Raw genomic sequence first — 14,605 nt, forward strand, 5'->3', positions numbered from 1 at the left:
GGCATTTGGTTTTGAAGCAAGCGTTTCAGAATGTGCTAGCGTCCCCTCTCGTCAGTTCTGAAGCGTCCGCTCCAAAAGATGCGGGGCGGGCGCCGAGCAAAGGAGGGCCACCGCAATGCCGCTCGCGGTGTACATAGTTGGGCTCGGCATCTTCACCCAAGGAACATCGGAGTTCATGCTCTCCGGGCTCCTGCCCGGCATGGCCGACGACCTCGGCGTCTCGATCCCCGACGCCGGACTGCTCATCTCGGCCTTCGCGATCGGCATGGTCGTCGGCGCGCCGCTGCTCGCCGTCGCCACGCTCCGCTGGCCGCGGCGCACGGCGCTCGTCTCGCTCCAGGCCGCCTTCGTCGCGGCCCATGTCGTCGGCGCCCTCGCGCCCGGCTACGCCGTCCTGTTCGTGACACGCGTGGTCGGCGCCCTCGCCTACGCCGGGTACTGGGGCGTCGCCGTCGCCACCGCGGTCGCGCTCGTCCCCGCGGCGGCCAAGGCGCGCGCCGTCGCCGTCGTGGCCGGTGGCCTCACCCTCGCCACCATCGTCGGCGTCCCCGCGGGCACGCTGCTCAGCCAGGTCGCCAGCTGGCGCGCCGCGTTCTGGGCGGTGGCCGCGGCCACCCTGGTCAGCCTGGTCTGCACCCTGCTCCTCGTGCCCGGCGGGCGCGCCGAAGGCGAGCGTCCCTCGGTCAGGGCCGAACTGCGCGGCATGGCACGCCCGCAGCTCTGGCTCTCGTACGCCGTCACGGCCTTCGCCTTCGGCGCGGTCATCGTCACCTTCAGCTATCTGGCGGCGCTCCTGACCGAGGTCAGCGGGGTCCCCGAGGGCTGGGTGCCCGCGATCCTCGCGCTGTTCGGCGTCGGCGGGATGGCGGGCATCGTGATCGGCGGCCGGACCAGCGAGGCACGGCCGCTCGGCACGCTCGGCCTGGGGCTCGGCGCCCTCGCGGTCTTCTCCGCACTCCTTGCCCTGACCGCGCAGGTGACGGCCGTGGTGATCGTCCTGGTGTTCCTGCTCGGCCTCGTCGGCTATGTCACCAACCCCGCCCTGCAGTCACGGGTGTTCACCCTCGCACCGGGCGCGCCGACGCTGGTCGGCGCCACCAATACGGCCGCGTTCAACGTCGGCAACACCGTCGCCCCGCTGCTCGGCGGCCTGACCATCGACGCCGGGTTCGGATACGCGTCGGTGGCCTGGGTCGGTGCCGGTCTCGCGGCGGCGGGCACGGTCGGGGTGCTGTGGGCGGCGCGGCTCCAACGGGCGGAGCGTGAGCGCCCATGGGCGCCCGGCTCCGCGGCGCGGGTCGCCCACGAGTCCGTGCGGGTGGAGGCATGAGCCCCGCGGGGCGGCCCGGCGGCCGCGTCCGTGTCACCGCCGACCCCGACTGGTACGAGTCGGCGGGCATCTCCCTCGGCATCCGCGTCGGCGACCTCGTCTTCACCTCGGGGCAGGCGCCCGTCGACGAGCACGGCGGCACCGTCGGCGCGGGCGACTTCGAGGCGCAGGCCAGGCAGGCGCTCGCCCAGCTGTCGACCGTTCTCACCCGCGCCGGTTCCGGCCTCGACCGTCTGGTGAAGGTCACGGTCTTCGTCACCGACATGGCCCACCAGGACGTCTTCGCCCGGCTCCGTGCGGAGTGCTATGTCGCGCCGTTCCCCGCCGAGTCCTTCGTCCAGGTCGCCGCGCTCGCCGATCCCGCGTGGCTGATCGAGATCGAGGCGGTCGGCGCGGTGGAGCCGGGCGCGGACGACGTTTTGTAAGGGCGTTCCAAAACGTTTACGGTGAGGTCATGGCCAGGCCACGAGAGTTCAACGAGGACCGCGTCGTCACCGCGGCCATGGAGACGTTCTGGCGCCACGGGTACGAGGGCACATCGACGCGCGACCTGTGCGACAGCACGGGACTCGGCCCTTCGAGCCTCTACAACACCTTCGGCGGCAAGCGGCAGCTCTACCTCCGCGCACTCCGGCACTACCACGACACCCGCACCGGCGAGCAGATCGCGATCCTGCGCGGCCCCGGCCCGGTGAAGGAGCGGCTGCGCGCCATGATGCTGCTCGCCGTCGACGGTGACGGCGCGGGCGAAGGGCCCGCGGGGAGCGGCTGCTTCGCGATCAACGCGGCCGTCGAGATCGCCGGGCTCGACCCGGAGGTCAGGGCCGCGGTGCGGCGCACCTTCGACCGGGTCGAGGACGAGCTGTGCGCGGTCGTGGAGGAGGGGCGGCGCGCGGGCGAGATCCGCGCCACCGGCGACGCGAGGACCGTGGCCCGCCGGGTGCAGAGCACCTACTACGGGCTGCGGGTCCTCGCCCGCGTGCGGGACGACGAGGACGTCCTGCACGCCACGGTGGACGGGGCGCTCGCCGATCTGTGAGCCGCGCGCGGCGGCGCGGCATTTCCGGGTGATCGGACCATGTGTTCACGCGCAGTATCCCCAGAAGTAATCACAGCTGCTTGGATGTGCGAGCGCCCGCACACGGTCGACTTCCGTACCGGCGGGAACAGCAGCAACCAGCCCCCCACTCCCAGGAGTTTCCGTGTCGCACTCAGCGCTGCGCAGGACCCACGCGACCGCGATCGCCACCGTGCTCGCCGCCGCCACGCTCGCCGCCGTCGCTCCCTCCGCCACCGCGGCCGACGCGCCCGCCGCCCCGCCCTCGCTCAAGGTGCTGACGTACAACACGTTCCTGTTCAGCAAGACGCTCTACCCGAACTGGGGCCAGGACCACCGGGCCAAGGCGATACCGGCCGCCGACTTCTTCCAGGGCCAGGACGTCGTCGTGCTCCAGGAGGCGTTCGACAACTCCTCGTCCGACGCGCTCAAGGCCAACGCCAAGGACCGCTACCCGCACCAGACCCCGGTGATGGGCCGCAGCAAGGACGGCTGGGACGCCACCGGCGGCGCCTACTCCTCGGTGACCCCGGAGGACGGCGGCGTGACGGTCCTGAGCAAGTGGCCGATCGTGCGCAAGGAGCAGTACGTCTACAAGGACGCGTGCGGTGCCGACTCGTACTCCAACAAGGGCTTCGTCTATGCCGTGCTGGACGTCAACGGCACCAGGACGCACGTCGTGGGCACGCACACCCAGTCCACCGACCCGGGCTGCGGCAGCGGCGAGGCCGCGGCCACCCGTGCGAAGCAGTTCAAGGAGATGGACGCCTTCCTGGCCGCCAAGAACATCCCGGCGGACGAACAGGTCCTCGTGGCGGGCGACTTCAACGTCGACTCGCACAGCTCCGAGTACGCCTCGATGCTCGCCGACGGCGGCTTCGCCCCGGCCGACGCGCGCACCGGACACCCGTACTCCTTCGACACCCAGGACAACTCGATCGCCTCCGAGCGCTACCCGGACGACCCCCGCGAGGACCTCGACTACGTCCTGCACCGCAAGGGCCACGCACGCCCCGCCACCTGGACCAACAACGTGGTCAAGGAGCAGAGCGCGCCCTGGACGGTCTCCAGCTGGGGCAAGGAGTACACGTACACCAATCTGTCGGACCACTACCCCGTGACGGCGTACTAGGCGCACCGGGCGCGGGCCGGAAGGGACGATGACCGCGTGATGGCCGGATCCTGTCGGGACCTGGCCATCAGGCCATCACCACAGGTGCGGTCGGCGGGCCAGCCTTGATCCATGCCGAATCTCTCCGCACCTGCTTCTTCCGTTCCCACTGCCTCCTCTGCCTCCTCTGCCTCCCCTGTTCCCCTTGCCCCTTCTGACTCTTCGACCATGCGCGCCGTGACCCAGGACCGGGCCGGAGCCCCCGAGGTCCTGAAGGTCGTCGACACCCGGCGGCCGGAGCCCGGCCGGGGCGAGGTCCTGGTCCGGGTGCGTGCCGCGGGCGTGAACCCCGCCGACTGGAAGACCCGCCAACGCGGTGTGTTCGCCGACGGATCGACTCCGCCGTTCACCCTCGGCTTCGACGTGGCCGGGGTCGTCGAGGCCGTCGGCGCGGGCGTCACGCTCTTCGAGGCCGGTGACGAGGTGTTCGGGATGCCGCGCTTCCCGCATCCCGCGGGCGCGTACGCCGAGTACGTCACCGCACCGGCCCGGCACTTCGCCCCGCGGCCACGCGGCCTCGGCCACGTCGAGGCCGGTGCCCTGCCGCTCGCCGGGCTCACCGCCTGGCAGGCGTTGGTCGACACCGCCGACGTCCGGCCGGGCGGGCGCGTCCTGATCCATGCCGCGGCGGGCGGCGTCGGACACCTGGCGGTGCAGATCGCCAAGGCGCGCGGCGCGTACGTCATCGGCACCGCGAGCGCGGCCAAGCACGAGGTGCTGCGCGCGCTCGGCGCCGACGAACTCATCGACCACCGCACCCAGGACGTGGCCGCCGTCCGCGACGTGGATGTCGTCGTCGACGGCGTCGGCGGCCCCAACTGGGTACGGAGCCTGCGCACCCTGCGCAGGGGCGGCACCCTCGTCTCGCTGCTGCCGCCCGACGACACGTTCCCCGCCCGGCAGGCCGAAGAGGCCGGAGTGCGCGCGGTCTTCATGCTCGTCGAGCCCGACCACCACGGGCTGCGCGAGATCACCGCCCTGGTCGAGTCCGGCCGCCTGAGGGTGCTGGTGGACGCGGTCTTCCCGCTCGAACAGGCCGCCCGGGCCCACGAGTTGGGCGAGAAGGGCCGCACCACCGGCAAGATCGTCCTGACGGTCTGACCGTGCGCCGTGGGGCGCGGGGCCGCCGCCTCAGCGGTTCTTCGTCTCCTGGAGGCGACTTCGGCTCTCCGCGACGTCGAAGTCCGCCTTCGGGTACTGGGGGTCCAGCTCCTCCAGGTGTTCCAGGAGGAGCCTGCTGATCGCCCAGTTGCGGTACCACTTGCGGTCCGCGGGGATCAGATACCAGGGGGCCGCATCCGTCGAGCAGCGCTCCAGGGCGATCTCGTACGCCTCCTGGTAGGCGGGCCACAGGGCGCGTTCCTCGATGTCGCCGGGGTTGAACTTCCAGTGCTTGTCCGGGTTGTCGAGGCGTTCGAGCAGACGGCGGCGCTGTTGTTCGTACGAGATGTGGAGGAAGCACTTGATCACGGTGACGCCGTCGTCGGTCAGGGCCTTCTCGAAGCGGTTGATCTGGCCGTAGCGGCGGCCGAGCTGGCTGCGGGGGACCAGTTCGCGGACGCGGGCGATGAGCACGTCCTCGTAGTGCGAGCGGTCGAAGATGCCGATCTCGCCGGGCTGGGGGAGCGCCTTCATGATGCGCCAGAGGAAGGGGTGGTTCTGCTCCTCGGCGGTCGGCGCCTTGAACGCCTTGATGCGGCAGCCCGACGGGTTGAACAGGCCGATCACATGCTTGACCGTGCCGCCCTTGCCGCTGGTGTCCATGCCCTGGAGGACGAGCAGGACGCGGCGGCGGTCGCCCTGGGTGCTCGCCGCGTACAGGCGCTCCTGGAGATCGGCGAGACGTTCACCCATCCGGGCGGTCGCGGCCAGGCCCGCGGGCTTGCCGGAGGGGCCCGCGGGCGTGGCGTCGGCGGCGTACGAGGAGAGGTCGATCCTCTCCCCTTCGGGGATGCGCAGCAGCTCGGAGAGGAGGGCCGGGGCCGCTTTCCCGCCGCCCCTGCCCTTCTTCTTCGTGCCCTTGGTGTCCTTCTTGGACTTCGCCACCGCGCACCCCTTCCGGTCGTATCCCTCGATCGTGCGACGAGGGCCGAGGGGCCGCTACTTGTGCCAGGGCCCCGTCACGGCGAACGTCGTGCCGGGCGTGTAGCAGTTCACGTACATCGTGTCGTGGTCCGGCGAGAAGGTGACCCCGGCGAATTCGCCCCACTCGGGCTTCTCGGGGGTGCCGATGTTCTGCCTGCCGCGGGCCATCGCGTAGACCTCGCCGCGCCGGGTGAGGCCGTACACGTGCTGGGCGCCGTCACCGTCCTCGCAGACCATCAGGCCGCCGGTGGGCGCGAGGCAGATGTTGTCGGGGGACTCGCCGGGCAGCTGGATGTCGGTGCTCGGGCCGAAGACGATCACGAGGGTGAGGCGGCGCCTGGACGGGTCGTACCGCCAGATCTGCCCGAAGTGGTCGGCGGCCGAGCCGTCCTTGCTGTGCGCGAAGGACGAGACGAAGTAGACGGACGAGCCGCCCCAGTAGCAGCCCTCCAGCTTCTGCGCGTGCGTGATGCCCTTGGGGCCGAAGTCCTGGAGGCGGATGGGGGTCTGGGCCGCGAGCGGGTCGGGCACGTCGACCCATTCGATGCCGTCGAAGCTCGCGCCGGTCTCCTGGACGGCGGAGAGGTCGGGCACGCCGGGCACGCGCATCGCCTGGAGTCTGCCGCCCGCGCGCAGTGAACCGCGGCCGCCCTCGGGCTTGTTGGGCAGGAAGCGGTAGAAGAGGCCGAAGGGCTTGAGGAAGGCGTCCTCGGTCTCGTAGACGATGCCGCGCCGGGGGTCGACGGCGATCGCCTCGTGCTGGAAGCGGCCCATCGCGGTGAGCGGCACGGCTCCGGTGCGGTGCGGGTCCACCGGGTCGACCTCGAAGATGAAGCCGTGGTCCTTGGTGTAGCCGTTCGTGCCGGCCTTGTCCTCGGTCTCCTCGCAGGTCAGCCAGGTGCCCCAAGGGGTGGGCCCGCCCGCGCAGTTGACGGCGGTCCCGGCGATGGCGACGCGCTCGCCGACGACGTCGTTTCTCCGGTCGAGCGCGAGCGCCGTACAGCCGCCCTTGGCCATCGGGTCGTACGTCAGGCCCTCGACCGTCGGTACGCCGATCTTGCCGGTGACGCGGTTCTCGTGATTGCGCACGAGGTGGACGCCGCCGTGCTTGCCGCGGAAGGCAGCCATGCCGTCGTGGTTGCTCGGTACTTTCCCCTCGCCCGAGCGCAGTTCGTCGCCCTCGCGCGAGAGGACTTTGTAGCGGAACCCCTTGGGCAGGTCGAGCAGCCCTGCCGGGTCGGGGACGAGCGGGCCGTATCCGGCTTTGCCGAGTGCGGCCGCGGAGCCCGCGAAGAGTTCGGAGAGGGCTCCGGTGAAGGCGATTCCCGCGCCGACGGCACCGGTGCGGGCAAGGACCTGACGTCGAGTGGCAGACATGGTGGGCAACCTCCTGCTGGCGGACAGGAATATGACCGGATGTGTGTACCACGCGCCTTGGTGCACGGGAACCACGCGCGTAGCTTCCGTTTCTGGCGCCACTCGCGCTGCCGGAGCCGTCGGTGAACGGCGCCGGGCGGTGCGGGAGTTACTCGCCCACGAGCCCCTTGGCGTCCCGTGCGAGCGCCGTGAGCCGCGAGATGGCGCGGAAGTACTTCTTCCGGTACCCGCCGTTGAGCATGTCCTCGCTGAAGAGGCGGTCGAAGGGCACACCGGAGGCGAGCACCGGTACCTCCCGGTCGTACAGCCGGTCGGCGAGCACCACAAGACGCAGCGCGGTCGACTGGTCGGGCACCGGCGTCACATCGGTCAGACAGACCGCCGAGAGCCCGTCCGTCAGCGCGCCGTACCGGCTGGGGTGCACCTTGGCCAGGTGCGCCAGGAGGTGCGGGAAGTCGTCGAGGGACGCGCCGTCGGTCGCGTACGCCGCCTTGGTGACCTGCTCGTCGGAGTACGGAGCGGGGGCCTCCGGAAGACCCCGGTGGCGGTAGTCGTCGCCGTCGATGCGCAGCGCCTTGAAGTGGGCGGACAGGCCCTGGATCTCGCGCAGGAAGTCCACGGCCGCGAACCGGCCCTCGCCCAGCTTGCCCGGCAGCGTGTTGGAGGTCGCCGCGAGCGCCACGCCCTCATCGACCAGCTTGGCGAGCAGCGAGGAGACGAGCACCGTGTCGCCCGGGTCGTCGAGCTCGAACTCGTCGATGCAGAGCAGCCGGTGACCGCTGAGCGTGCGCACGGTCTGCTGGAAACCGAGCGCGCCGACCAGGTTCGTGAGCTCGACGAAGGTGCCGAACGCCTTCTGCTCGGGCGCCGCGGGCGTCGCGTGCCAGAGGGAGGCGAGCAGATGGGTCTTGCCGACGCCGTAGCCGCCGTCGAGGTAGACGCCGCGGGGGCCCGTGGGGGCCGGTGCCTTCTTCTGGAACCAGCGCTTCTTGCCCGAGCCGGAGGCGTGCGCCCCGCCCAGGCCCGCCGCGAAGCCGCTGAGGACGCGCACGGCCTCGGTCTGGCTCGGCTGGTTCGGGTCCGGGATGTACGTATCGAAGCGGACCGAGTCGAAACGCGGCGGCGGCACCATCTCGGCGACCAGACGGTCGGCGGGGACATGGGGCTCGCGGGCGCAGAGGGACAGCGGAGCGGCTTCGGCTATGGGGCTGTGCCCGGGGGCGGCGGTGGAGGACGACACGGTTCCCAACCTTAAGGGGCGTGCAAGACTGCGGATATGCGACGCCTGTTCCCTGTGACCGACCAGACATGCGACCGGACGGACGCCCGGACGGAGGACCGGACACCTGCACGGACGCACGACCGTACGGATGATCGTGCGGGTGGGGCGGCCGACGCGGCCGGACGGGAGTGGAGCCTCGACGAGCTGGCCGACGCATACGCCTATCCCTCCGGAGCGGCCTCCTGGCTGCGCGCCAACATGGTGTCCACGCTCGACGGCGCGGCCCAGCACGACGGCCGCTCCCAGCCGATCTCCAACGCCACCGACATGCGGATCTTCGGCACCCTGCGCGGGCTCGCCGACGCGGTGGTCGTCGGGGCCCAGACGGTGCGCCAGGAGGGGTACCGGCCGGCCCGCGCGCGTGAGGCGTTCGCGGCCCGCAGGGCGGCCGCCGGGCAGGCCGTCGCACCGACGATCGCCGTGGTCAGCGCCAGTCTCGACCTGGATTTCACGCTGCCGCTCTTCACCGCGCCACTCACGCCCACGCTCGTGGTGACCGGGGCCGCGGCGCCCGCCGACCGGATGGCCGCCGCGGAGAAGGCGGGCGCCGTCGTGGTGATCGCGGGCGAGGGTGCGGTGGTGGCTCCGGAGCGGGTGGCCCCGGCCCTGGCCGAGCAGGGGCTGACCCGGCTGCTGACCGAAGGAGGGCCACGTCTGCTGGGTCAGTTCGTCGCCGCCGGGGTACTCGACGAGCTCTGTCTGACGCTGTCGCCGATGCTGGCGGGCGGGGACGCCCAGCGGATCGCGGGCGGGCCCTCGATCGCGGTGCCGGAGAAATTCGCACTGGCGTCCGTACTGGAGGAGGCCGGGTTCCTCTTCACCCGATACCGTCGTATCTGACAATCAGCGGAATCTGCCGTTCCGTTTGCCTTCCGCTGGGCACACTAGATTTCGCAGACCCCGTGCGGCCACGGGGCAGGATGGTTTCCGCAGGGGCCTCGCGACGGCCCACGGAGGAGAAGGGCGCCTGCAGTGTTCACGAGCGTACTGATGATCGAGAAGGCCCTGACGTCCGCCGACGTGGAGTTCGTCACGACCTTGCACGGGGACGAGCCGGTCACCTTCCACGTGCTCCTGCAGCCCAGAGGCGACCAGGCGGACCGCCTGCTGCGGGCCATCGACGACGTCGCACTCGGCGAGCTCGACGAGGCGGCGCGGGAGGGCGAGACCCCCGAGGGGCAGGACGCGACGGGCCCCGGCGAGCAGGCGCTCCAGGTCTCCCTGCTCGCGCTGCGGGCGGCGGGCTGCGCGGCCACGGGGCGACTCATCGAGGACCATCCGCTGGATGCCCTCAAGAGCCTGGTCGACGACGTGGACGCCGATGAGGTCATCGTGCTGACCGATCCCCACTACGTGGAGGAGTTCTTCCACCGGGACTGGGCCTCGCGGGCGCGGCACCAGGTGGGGGTGCCGGTGCTGAAGCTGTTCTCGCACAGCGCGGCGGGGTAGCGCTTCGCGGGGCCGGTGAGCCGTCCGCGGGTTCGCTGTGGCTCGTCGCGCCCCGCGGCGGAGCTGCTGGTGTCACGGTCCCGCGCCCCTTGCGGGGCCCGATTGCTACTAGGCTGGGGGGCTCAGCTACGTACGACTTGGGGAGACACACGCATGGCACCCGGCCTTCCTACCGCCATGGACCGACCGCACTTCATCGGCATCGGCGGGGCCGGAATGTCGGGGATCGCGAAGATCCTGGCCCAGCGCGGCGCGCAGGTCGCGGGCAGCGACGCCCGTGAGTCCGCCACCGCCGAGGCGCTGCGTGCGCTCGGCGCCACGGTCCACATCGGGCACGACGCCGCGCACCTCGCCGCCGACGCGACCTGTGTCGTCGTCTCCTCCGCGATCCGCGCCGACAACCCCGAGCTGGCCCGCGCCACCGAGCTCGGCATCCCCGTCGTGCACCGTTCGGACGCGCTCGCCGCCCTGATGGACGGGCTGCGCCCGATCGCGGTCGCGGGCACGCACGGCAAGACCACGACGACCTCGATGCTCGCGGTCACGCTCGCCACCCTCGGCCTCGACCCGTCGTACGCGATCGGCGGCGACCTGGACGTGCCGGGCTCGAACGCGCTGCACGGCGCGGGCGACATCTTCGTCGCCGAGGCCGACGAGAGCGACCGCAGCTTCCACAAGTACGCGCCCGAGGTCGCCATCGTCCTCAACGTGGAGCTCGACCACCACGCCAACTACGCGTCGATGGACGAGATCTACGAGTCGTTCGAGATCTTCGCGGGCAAGGTCGTCCCCGGCGGCACGCTGGTGATCTCGGCCGACCAGCCGGGCGCGGTGGAGCTGACCAAGCGGCTGCGTGATTTGGGGCGGCTGAAGGTCGTCACCTACGGCGAGGCCGAGGGCGCCGACCTGCGCATCCACAAGATCACCGCGCGCGGCCTGACCAGCGAGGTCACCGTCCTGCTCGACGGCAAGCTGCTCACCTTCACGGTCTCGGTGCCCGGCCGCCACTACGCGAACAACGCGGTCGCCGCCCTCGCCGCCGGTATCGCCCTCGGCATCCCCTCGCGGAACCTGGCCGGCGCCCTGAAGTCGTACACCGGCGTCAAGCGCCGCCTCCAGCTCAAGGGCGAGGCGGCCGGCGTCCAGGTCATCGACTCCTACGCGCACCACCCGACCGAGATGGCGGCCGACCTGGAGGCGATGCGCTCCGCCGCGGGCGAATCGCGCATCCTCGTCCTCTTCCAGCCGCACCTCTTCTCGCGCACCCAGGAACTGGGCAAGGAGATGGGCCAGGCCCTCGCGCTCGCCGACTCCTCCGTGGTCCTGGACATCTACCCGGCCCGCGAGGACCCGATCCCCGGCATCACCAGCGCCCTGATCATCGACGCCGCACGCGCGGCGGGCGCCGACGTGCGGGCCGCGGGCGACAAGGCGGACGCGGTGCGGGAGATCGCGGGAATGGCGAAGGCCGGTGATCTCGTTCTCACCATGGGCGCGGGCGACGTCACGGACCTCGGCCCGCAGATCCTGGCCGAGCTGTCGAAGTAAGGGGTTCAGAGACATGTCGTACGACGTCGAGAAGCCGGACGAGGAATGGCGCGCGCAGCTGAGCCCCTCGGAGTACGCGGTCCTGCGCCAGGCCGGCACGGAGCCCGCGTTCACGGGTGAGTACACCGACACCAAGACCAAGGGCGTGTACTCCTGCCGGGCGTGCGGCGCCGAACTCTTCACCTCCGGCGAGAAGTTCGAGTCGCACTGCGGCTGGCCGAGCTTCTTCGACCCGAAGGACACCGACGCGGTCGAGCTGATCCAGGACACGTCGCACGGGATGGTGCGGACCGAGGTGCGCTGTGCGCGGTGCGGCTCGCACCTCGGGCACGTCTTCGAGGGCGAGGGGTATCCGACGCCCACGGATCAGCGGTACTGCATCAACTCGATCTCGCTGCGGCTCACGGCCGACGAGGGCTGAGGTCCAGGCCCCGCAGGGTCGTACGGATGAGGTCCACGACGGTGTCCCGGTGGTCGTTGAGGAAGAAGTGACCGCCGGGGAACGTCCGCAGGGCGAAGGCGCCGCGGCTGTGGCGCTGCCAGGCGGCGGCCTCGGCCGCGGTGACCTTGCCGTCCTTGGCGCCGGTGAGGACGGTGACCGGGCAGGTCACGGAGGCGTCGGGGTCGGCGCGGTGGGTCTCGATGGCGCGGTAGTCGCTGCGGATCGAGGGCAGCACCATGGCGAGGACGTCCGGGTCCCGCAGCAGCCGCATGTCCGTGCCGCCCTGCGCGGCGAGTTCGGCGAGGACGCCCTCGTCGTCCCGCTCGTGCACGAGCTCGGTGCGGAAGTGCGAGGGCGCGCGCCGTCCCGAGAGGAAGAGCGCGGCGGGGGACGTGCCGAGCCGCTCCTCCATGCGTACGGCGATCTCGAAGGCGAGGGTCGCGCCCATGCTGTGCCCGAACAGGGCGAGAGGGCGGTCCTGCCACTCCTTCAGGACGTCGAAGAGCCGGTCCGCGAGTTCGGGGACGGTGTCCACGCACGGCTCGTTCCTGCGGTCCTGCCGCCCGGGGTACTGCACGGCGTAGGTGTCGACGTGCGGTGCGAGCGCGGCCGAGAACGGATGGAAGAAGCTCGCGCTGCCCCCGGCGTGCGGCAGGCACACCAGACGTACACCCTTGTCGGCGTCGTCGGCGGCGTCATGGAAACTCCTGATCCAGGCGTCGAGATCGGCGGGCCTGTTCACCACGGGATTCATGCGGGACACGGTCCCGAGCCGCTCTAAAATCCGGCTAAATGTCCCGATGCTTTAGTCGGTGGAAAGAGCGGCCTTAGTGCCGGAACCGAGGCTCCTCCTGGGCGCGTTGGAAAACGTCTGATCGACATGGAGGGGAATTTCTCATGGCGCACACTCCCAATGTCCTGCTGCGCGGGGGATCCGTCGTCCCTCACGAGGAGCGGGTCCGCTACGTGGCGGACACCACGGAGAAGTTCAAGCTCTTCCTCGGGAACCGGTACGAGCACTTCGAGCCGACGGAATCCCGCCACGCGCACGACGACGGCGGTGAACTCCACGTATTCGAATGGGTCCGCCGCACGTACGTGGCCGAATAGCGGGGTCGTATCGCGGCCCAGCTTGATCGTCTTTTCCTGATAAGCGCGTGATAACGGCCGTGGCTAGCGTTCGGGAGTCCTGTCACGCTGAGATCGGAAGGCGATTTCCCATGAAGCGACTCCTGAACGCGGCCCTGCTCACCGCGCTCGTCGGCAGCACGACGGCGGTCATGGCACCTTCGGCCATCGCGGCCACGGGCCGGGCCGCGGCGGAGCCGGGCTGTGTCACGGAGAGCGGCTCCATCACCGGGGCGCGGGGCGAGATCACGATCTGCGTCCAGAACGGCACGGCGCGGGTCACCGGGAACCTCGTCGACACCCTGCCCGGCTCCGGCTTCGGCGAGCCCGACGGCTACTGCGCCTCCTGGTGGATCGACTGGGCGACCACCACCGGAAGCCAGGCCTCCCACGAGATCCTCGTCTGCGGTCAGTGGGGTGCCGACGAGAAGACCTTCGACTACGACCCCGCCGCGGGCGAGGGCGGCGTCAAGGGCATCACCGGGCTGAACCTGGTCAAACTCGGCCGCGCCTCCCTCTAAGGGCACTGTGACCCCTTTGACCTCCGCGATCCCCATGACCCCCGTCAACACCGTCACGATCATCGGCACCGGCATGATCGGGACGTCCATCGCCCTGGCCCTCACCGAGCGCCGCGTGACCGTCCATCTCCAGGACGCCAGCGAGGAGGCGCTGCGCATCGCCGAGGCGATGGGCGCGGGCATCGTCGCGGCGCCCGGCCGGCCGACGGACCTCGCCGTGCTCGCGGTGCCTCCCCGGCATGTGCCCGGCGTCCTCAACGACGCCCAACGGCGCGGCACCGCACGGCACTACACCGATGTGGCCAGCGTGAAGACGCTCGGCCGCGCGGGGCCCGGCGGCCCCGGCTTCGACTCGTCGCGCTTCGTGGGCGGGCACCCCATCGCGGGGCGCGAGAAGCCGGGTCCCGCGGCGGCGCGGGGCGATCTGTTCCACGCCAAGCCGTGGGTGCTCACGCCCACGGCGCACACCTCGGACGAGACGTCGGGCGCGGCCCGGCGGCTCGTCGAGCTGTGCGGGGCCACCCTCGTGACGATGGACGCGCACGCCCACGACCGGGCCGTCGCCGTCACCTCGCACCTGCCGCACCTGCTGTCCAGCCTCACGGCGCGGCTGCTGCGCGAGGCCGACCCGCACGCGCTGACGCTCGTCGGCTCGGGGCTCCGCGACTTCACCAGGATCTCGGCGGGCGACCCCGAGCTGTGGACGGACATCCTCGGCTCCAACGCGACGGCCGTCCGCGACGCCCTGGAGGTCCTCGCCGGTGACGTCGACCGGACGCTGCGGGCGCTGCGTTCACTGACCGGCGAAGGGGCGGGCCCGGCAGCCGGTGCCGACGAGGACGCTGCGGCACGGCAGTGGCTGCGCACCGTGCTGGAGGAGGGCCGTGACGGGCGGGCGCGGATCCCCGTCAAGTACGGCCCGCAGGACCGCGTCTTCGCCCAGCTGCGGGTGGCGCTGCCCGACCGCGAGGGCGAACTGGCCAGGCTGCTCTCGGACGTGAGCCGTCGTGGGGTGAACGTCGAGGACCTGCGCATCGACAACGACCCCGAGGCGCCGAGCGGTCTGATCGAGCTGCTTGTCGACGAGACCGAGGCCGAGAAGCTCGCCCTGTGGCTGACGGGGCTCGGCTGGCAGGTGCACGCGCCGACACCGGCGTGAGTGGTCCACGGGAACGACGAAGGGCCCGAACCGCCTTCGCGGGTCGGGCCCTTGGT

Annotated in this window: 16 protein-coding genes; 12 read left to right on the top strand and 4 right to left on the bottom strand. The window is 71.3% G+C overall.

Features of this window, described 5'->3' with window-relative positions:
• The first annotated feature begins 115 nt into the window (after positions 1 to 115).
• From ACFWZ2_RS39485 to ACFWZ2_RS39505, 5 genes are all read left to right on the top strand, one after another.
• Positions 116 to 1,330: a Cmx/CmrA family chloramphenicol efflux MFS transporter gene (locus ACFWZ2_RS39485; RefSeq protein WP_384554293.1), complete on the top strand. Its 1,215-nt coding sequence runs from the start codon at positions 116 to 118 to the stop codon at positions 1,328 to 1,330.
• Positions 1,327 to 1,755, top strand: a complete 429-nt coding sequence (locus ACFWZ2_RS39490; RefSeq protein ID WP_384554294.1) for a RidA family protein — start codon at positions 1,327 to 1,329, stop codon at positions 1,753 to 1,755. Before ACFWZ2_RS39485 ends, ACFWZ2_RS39490 begins: the two co-directional genes overlap by 4 nt.
• 29 nt (positions 1,756 to 1,784) lie before the next feature.
• Complete coding sequence (locus ACFWZ2_RS39495) at positions 1,785 to 2,369, top strand: TetR/AcrR family transcriptional regulator (RefSeq protein WP_384554296.1); 585 nt, start codon at positions 1,785 to 1,787, stop codon at positions 2,367 to 2,369.
• A 163-nt stretch (positions 2,370 to 2,532) separates the two neighbouring features.
• The gene (gene sph, locus ACFWZ2_RS39500; protein ID WP_384554298.1) at positions 2,533 to 3,519 is read left to right on the top strand and encodes a sphingomyelin phosphodiesterase; all 987 of its coding nucleotides are present in this window, start codon (positions 2,533 to 2,535) and stop codon (positions 3,517 to 3,519) included.
• A 207-nt stretch (positions 3,520 to 3,726) separates the two neighbouring features.
• Positions 3,727 to 4,659, top strand: a complete 933-nt coding sequence (locus tag ACFWZ2_RS39505) for an NADP-dependent oxidoreductase (RefSeq protein WP_384554300.1) — start codon at positions 3,727 to 3,729, stop codon at positions 4,657 to 4,659.
• A 30-nt stretch (positions 4,660 to 4,689) separates the two neighbouring features.
• On the opposite strand, the gene ACFWZ2_RS39510 is transcribed toward ACFWZ2_RS39505, so the two are convergent.
• The 3 genes from ACFWZ2_RS39510 to zapE form a co-directional block, all read right to left on the bottom strand.
• Positions 4,690 to 5,604, bottom strand: a complete 915-nt coding sequence (locus tag ACFWZ2_RS39510; protein ID WP_384554302.1) for a PPK2 family polyphosphate kinase — start codon at positions 5,602 to 5,604, stop codon at positions 4,690 to 4,692.
• A 54-nt stretch (positions 5,605 to 5,658) separates the two neighbouring features.
• On the bottom strand, positions 5,659 to 7,020 hold the full coding sequence (locus tag ACFWZ2_RS39515; protein ID WP_384554304.1) for a PhoX family protein: 1,362 nt from the start codon (positions 7,018 to 7,020) through the stop codon (positions 5,659 to 5,661).
• A gap of 148 nt (positions 7,021 to 7,168) precedes the next feature.
• Positions 7,169 to 8,260, bottom strand: a complete 1,092-nt coding sequence (gene zapE, locus ACFWZ2_RS39520; protein ID WP_384554306.1) for a cell division protein ZapE — start codon at positions 8,258 to 8,260, stop codon at positions 7,169 to 7,171.
• Between the two features lie 36 nt (positions 8,261 to 8,296).
• On the opposite strand from zapE, the gene ACFWZ2_RS39525 reads away from it, so the two are divergent.
• The 4 genes from ACFWZ2_RS39525 to msrB all read left to right on the top strand — a co-directional run bounded on the left by ACFWZ2_RS39525 (position 8,297) and on the right by msrB (position 11,720).
• Positions 8,297 to 9,142 carry a pyrimidine reductase family protein gene (locus tag ACFWZ2_RS39525; protein ID WP_384554308.1) on the top strand — a complete coding sequence of 282 codons (846 nt, stop codon included), beginning with the start codon at positions 8,297 to 8,299 and terminating at the stop codon, positions 9,140 to 9,142.
• Positions 9,143 to 9,292: 150 nt separating this feature from the next.
• Positions 9,293 to 9,751, top strand: coding sequence for an indole-3-glycerol phosphate synthase (locus tag ACFWZ2_RS39530; protein WP_384554322.1), 459 nt, complete (start codon positions 9,293 to 9,295; stop codon positions 9,749 to 9,751).
• A 153-nt stretch (positions 9,752 to 9,904) separates the two neighbouring features.
• Positions 9,905 to 11,299, top strand: a complete 1,395-nt coding sequence (gene murC / locus ACFWZ2_RS39535; protein ID WP_384554310.1) for a UDP-N-acetylmuramate--L-alanine ligase — start codon at positions 9,905 to 9,907, stop codon at positions 11,297 to 11,299.
• Positions 11,300 to 11,312: 13 nt separating this feature from the next.
• Complete coding sequence (gene msrB, locus ACFWZ2_RS39540) at positions 11,313 to 11,720, top strand: peptide-methionine (R)-S-oxide reductase MsrB (protein WP_384554312.1); 408 nt, start codon at positions 11,313 to 11,315, stop codon at positions 11,718 to 11,720.
• On the opposite strand, the gene ACFWZ2_RS39545 is transcribed toward msrB, so the two are convergent.
• Positions 11,701 to 12,495: a thioesterase II family protein gene (locus tag ACFWZ2_RS39545; RefSeq protein ID WP_384554314.1), complete on the bottom strand. Its 795-nt coding sequence runs from the start codon at positions 12,493 to 12,495 to the stop codon at positions 11,701 to 11,703. The genes msrB and ACFWZ2_RS39545 overlap by 20 nt on opposite strands.
• A gap of 143 nt (positions 12,496 to 12,638) precedes the next feature.
• Between ACFWZ2_RS39545 and ACFWZ2_RS39550 the strand changes: the two genes are divergently transcribed.
• The 3 genes from ACFWZ2_RS39550 to ACFWZ2_RS39560 all read left to right on the top strand — a co-directional run bounded on the left by ACFWZ2_RS39550 (position 12,639) and on the right by ACFWZ2_RS39560 (position 14,549).
• Positions 12,639 to 12,851, top strand: a complete 213-nt coding sequence (locus tag ACFWZ2_RS39550; RefSeq protein ID WP_384554316.1) for a DUF5988 family protein — start codon at positions 12,639 to 12,641, stop codon at positions 12,849 to 12,851.
• A 110-nt stretch (positions 12,852 to 12,961) separates the two neighbouring features.
• On the top strand, positions 12,962 to 13,390 hold the full coding sequence (locus ACFWZ2_RS39555; protein ID WP_384554318.1) for a hypothetical protein: 429 nt from the start codon (positions 12,962 to 12,964) through the stop codon (positions 13,388 to 13,390).
• A 16-nt stretch (positions 13,391 to 13,406) separates the two neighbouring features.
• Positions 13,407 to 14,549: a prephenate dehydrogenase gene (locus ACFWZ2_RS39560; protein WP_384554320.1), complete on the top strand. Its 1,143-nt coding sequence runs from the start codon at positions 13,407 to 13,409 to the stop codon at positions 14,547 to 14,549.
• Positions 14,550 to 14,605 lie beyond the last annotated feature (56 nt).

The organism is Streptomyces sp. NPDC059002, from assembly GCF_042740435.1.
Lineage (GTDB): Bacteria > Actinomycetota > Actinomycetes > Streptomycetales > Streptomycetaceae > Streptomyces.

What these genes read in the sequence shown, in the direction of transcription:
- ACFWZ2_RS39485 (WP_384554293.1), top strand. Translation starts at nt 116, where the DNA reads ATGCCGCTCGCGGTGTACATAGTTGGGCTCGGCATCTTCACCCAAGGA.
- ACFWZ2_RS39490 (WP_384554294.1), top strand. Translation starts at nt 1,327, where the DNA reads ATGAGCCCCGCGGGGCGGCCCGGCGGCCGCGTCCGTGTCACCGCCGAC.
- ACFWZ2_RS39495 (WP_384554296.1), top strand. Translation starts at nt 1,785, where the DNA reads ATGGCCAGGCCACGAGAGTTCAACGAGGACCGCGTCGTCACCGCGGCC.
- ACFWZ2_RS39505 (WP_384554300.1), top strand. Translation starts at nt 3,727, where the DNA reads ATGCGCGCCGTGACCCAGGACCGGGCCGGAGCCCCCGAGGTCCTGAAG.
- ACFWZ2_RS39515 (WP_384554304.1), bottom strand. Translation starts at nt 7,020, where the DNA reads ATGTCTGCCACTCGACGTCAGGTCCTTGCCCGCACCGGTGCCGTCGGC.
- ACFWZ2_RS39525 (WP_384554308.1), top strand. Translation starts at nt 8,297, where the DNA reads ATGCGACGCCTGTTCCCTGTGACCGACCAGACATGCGACCGGACGGAC.
- ACFWZ2_RS39530 (WP_384554322.1), top strand. Translation starts at nt 9,293, where the DNA reads ATGATCGAGAAGGCCCTGACGTCCGCCGACGTGGAGTTCGTCACGACC.
- murC (WP_384554310.1), top strand. Translation starts at nt 9,905, where the DNA reads ATGGCACCCGGCCTTCCTACCGCCATGGACCGACCGCACTTCATCGGC.
- msrB (WP_384554312.1), top strand. Translation starts at nt 11,313, where the DNA reads ATGTCGTACGACGTCGAGAAGCCGGACGAGGAATGGCGCGCGCAGCTG.
- ACFWZ2_RS39545 (WP_384554314.1), bottom strand. Translation starts at nt 12,495, where the DNA reads ATGAATCCCGTGGTGAACAGGCCCGCCGATCTCGACGCCTGGATCAGG.
- ACFWZ2_RS39550 (WP_384554316.1), top strand. Translation starts at nt 12,639, where the DNA reads ATGGCGCACACTCCCAATGTCCTGCTGCGCGGGGGATCCGTCGTCCCT.
- ACFWZ2_RS39555 (WP_384554318.1), top strand. Translation starts at nt 12,962, where the DNA reads ATGAAGCGACTCCTGAACGCGGCCCTGCTCACCGCGCTCGTCGGCAGC.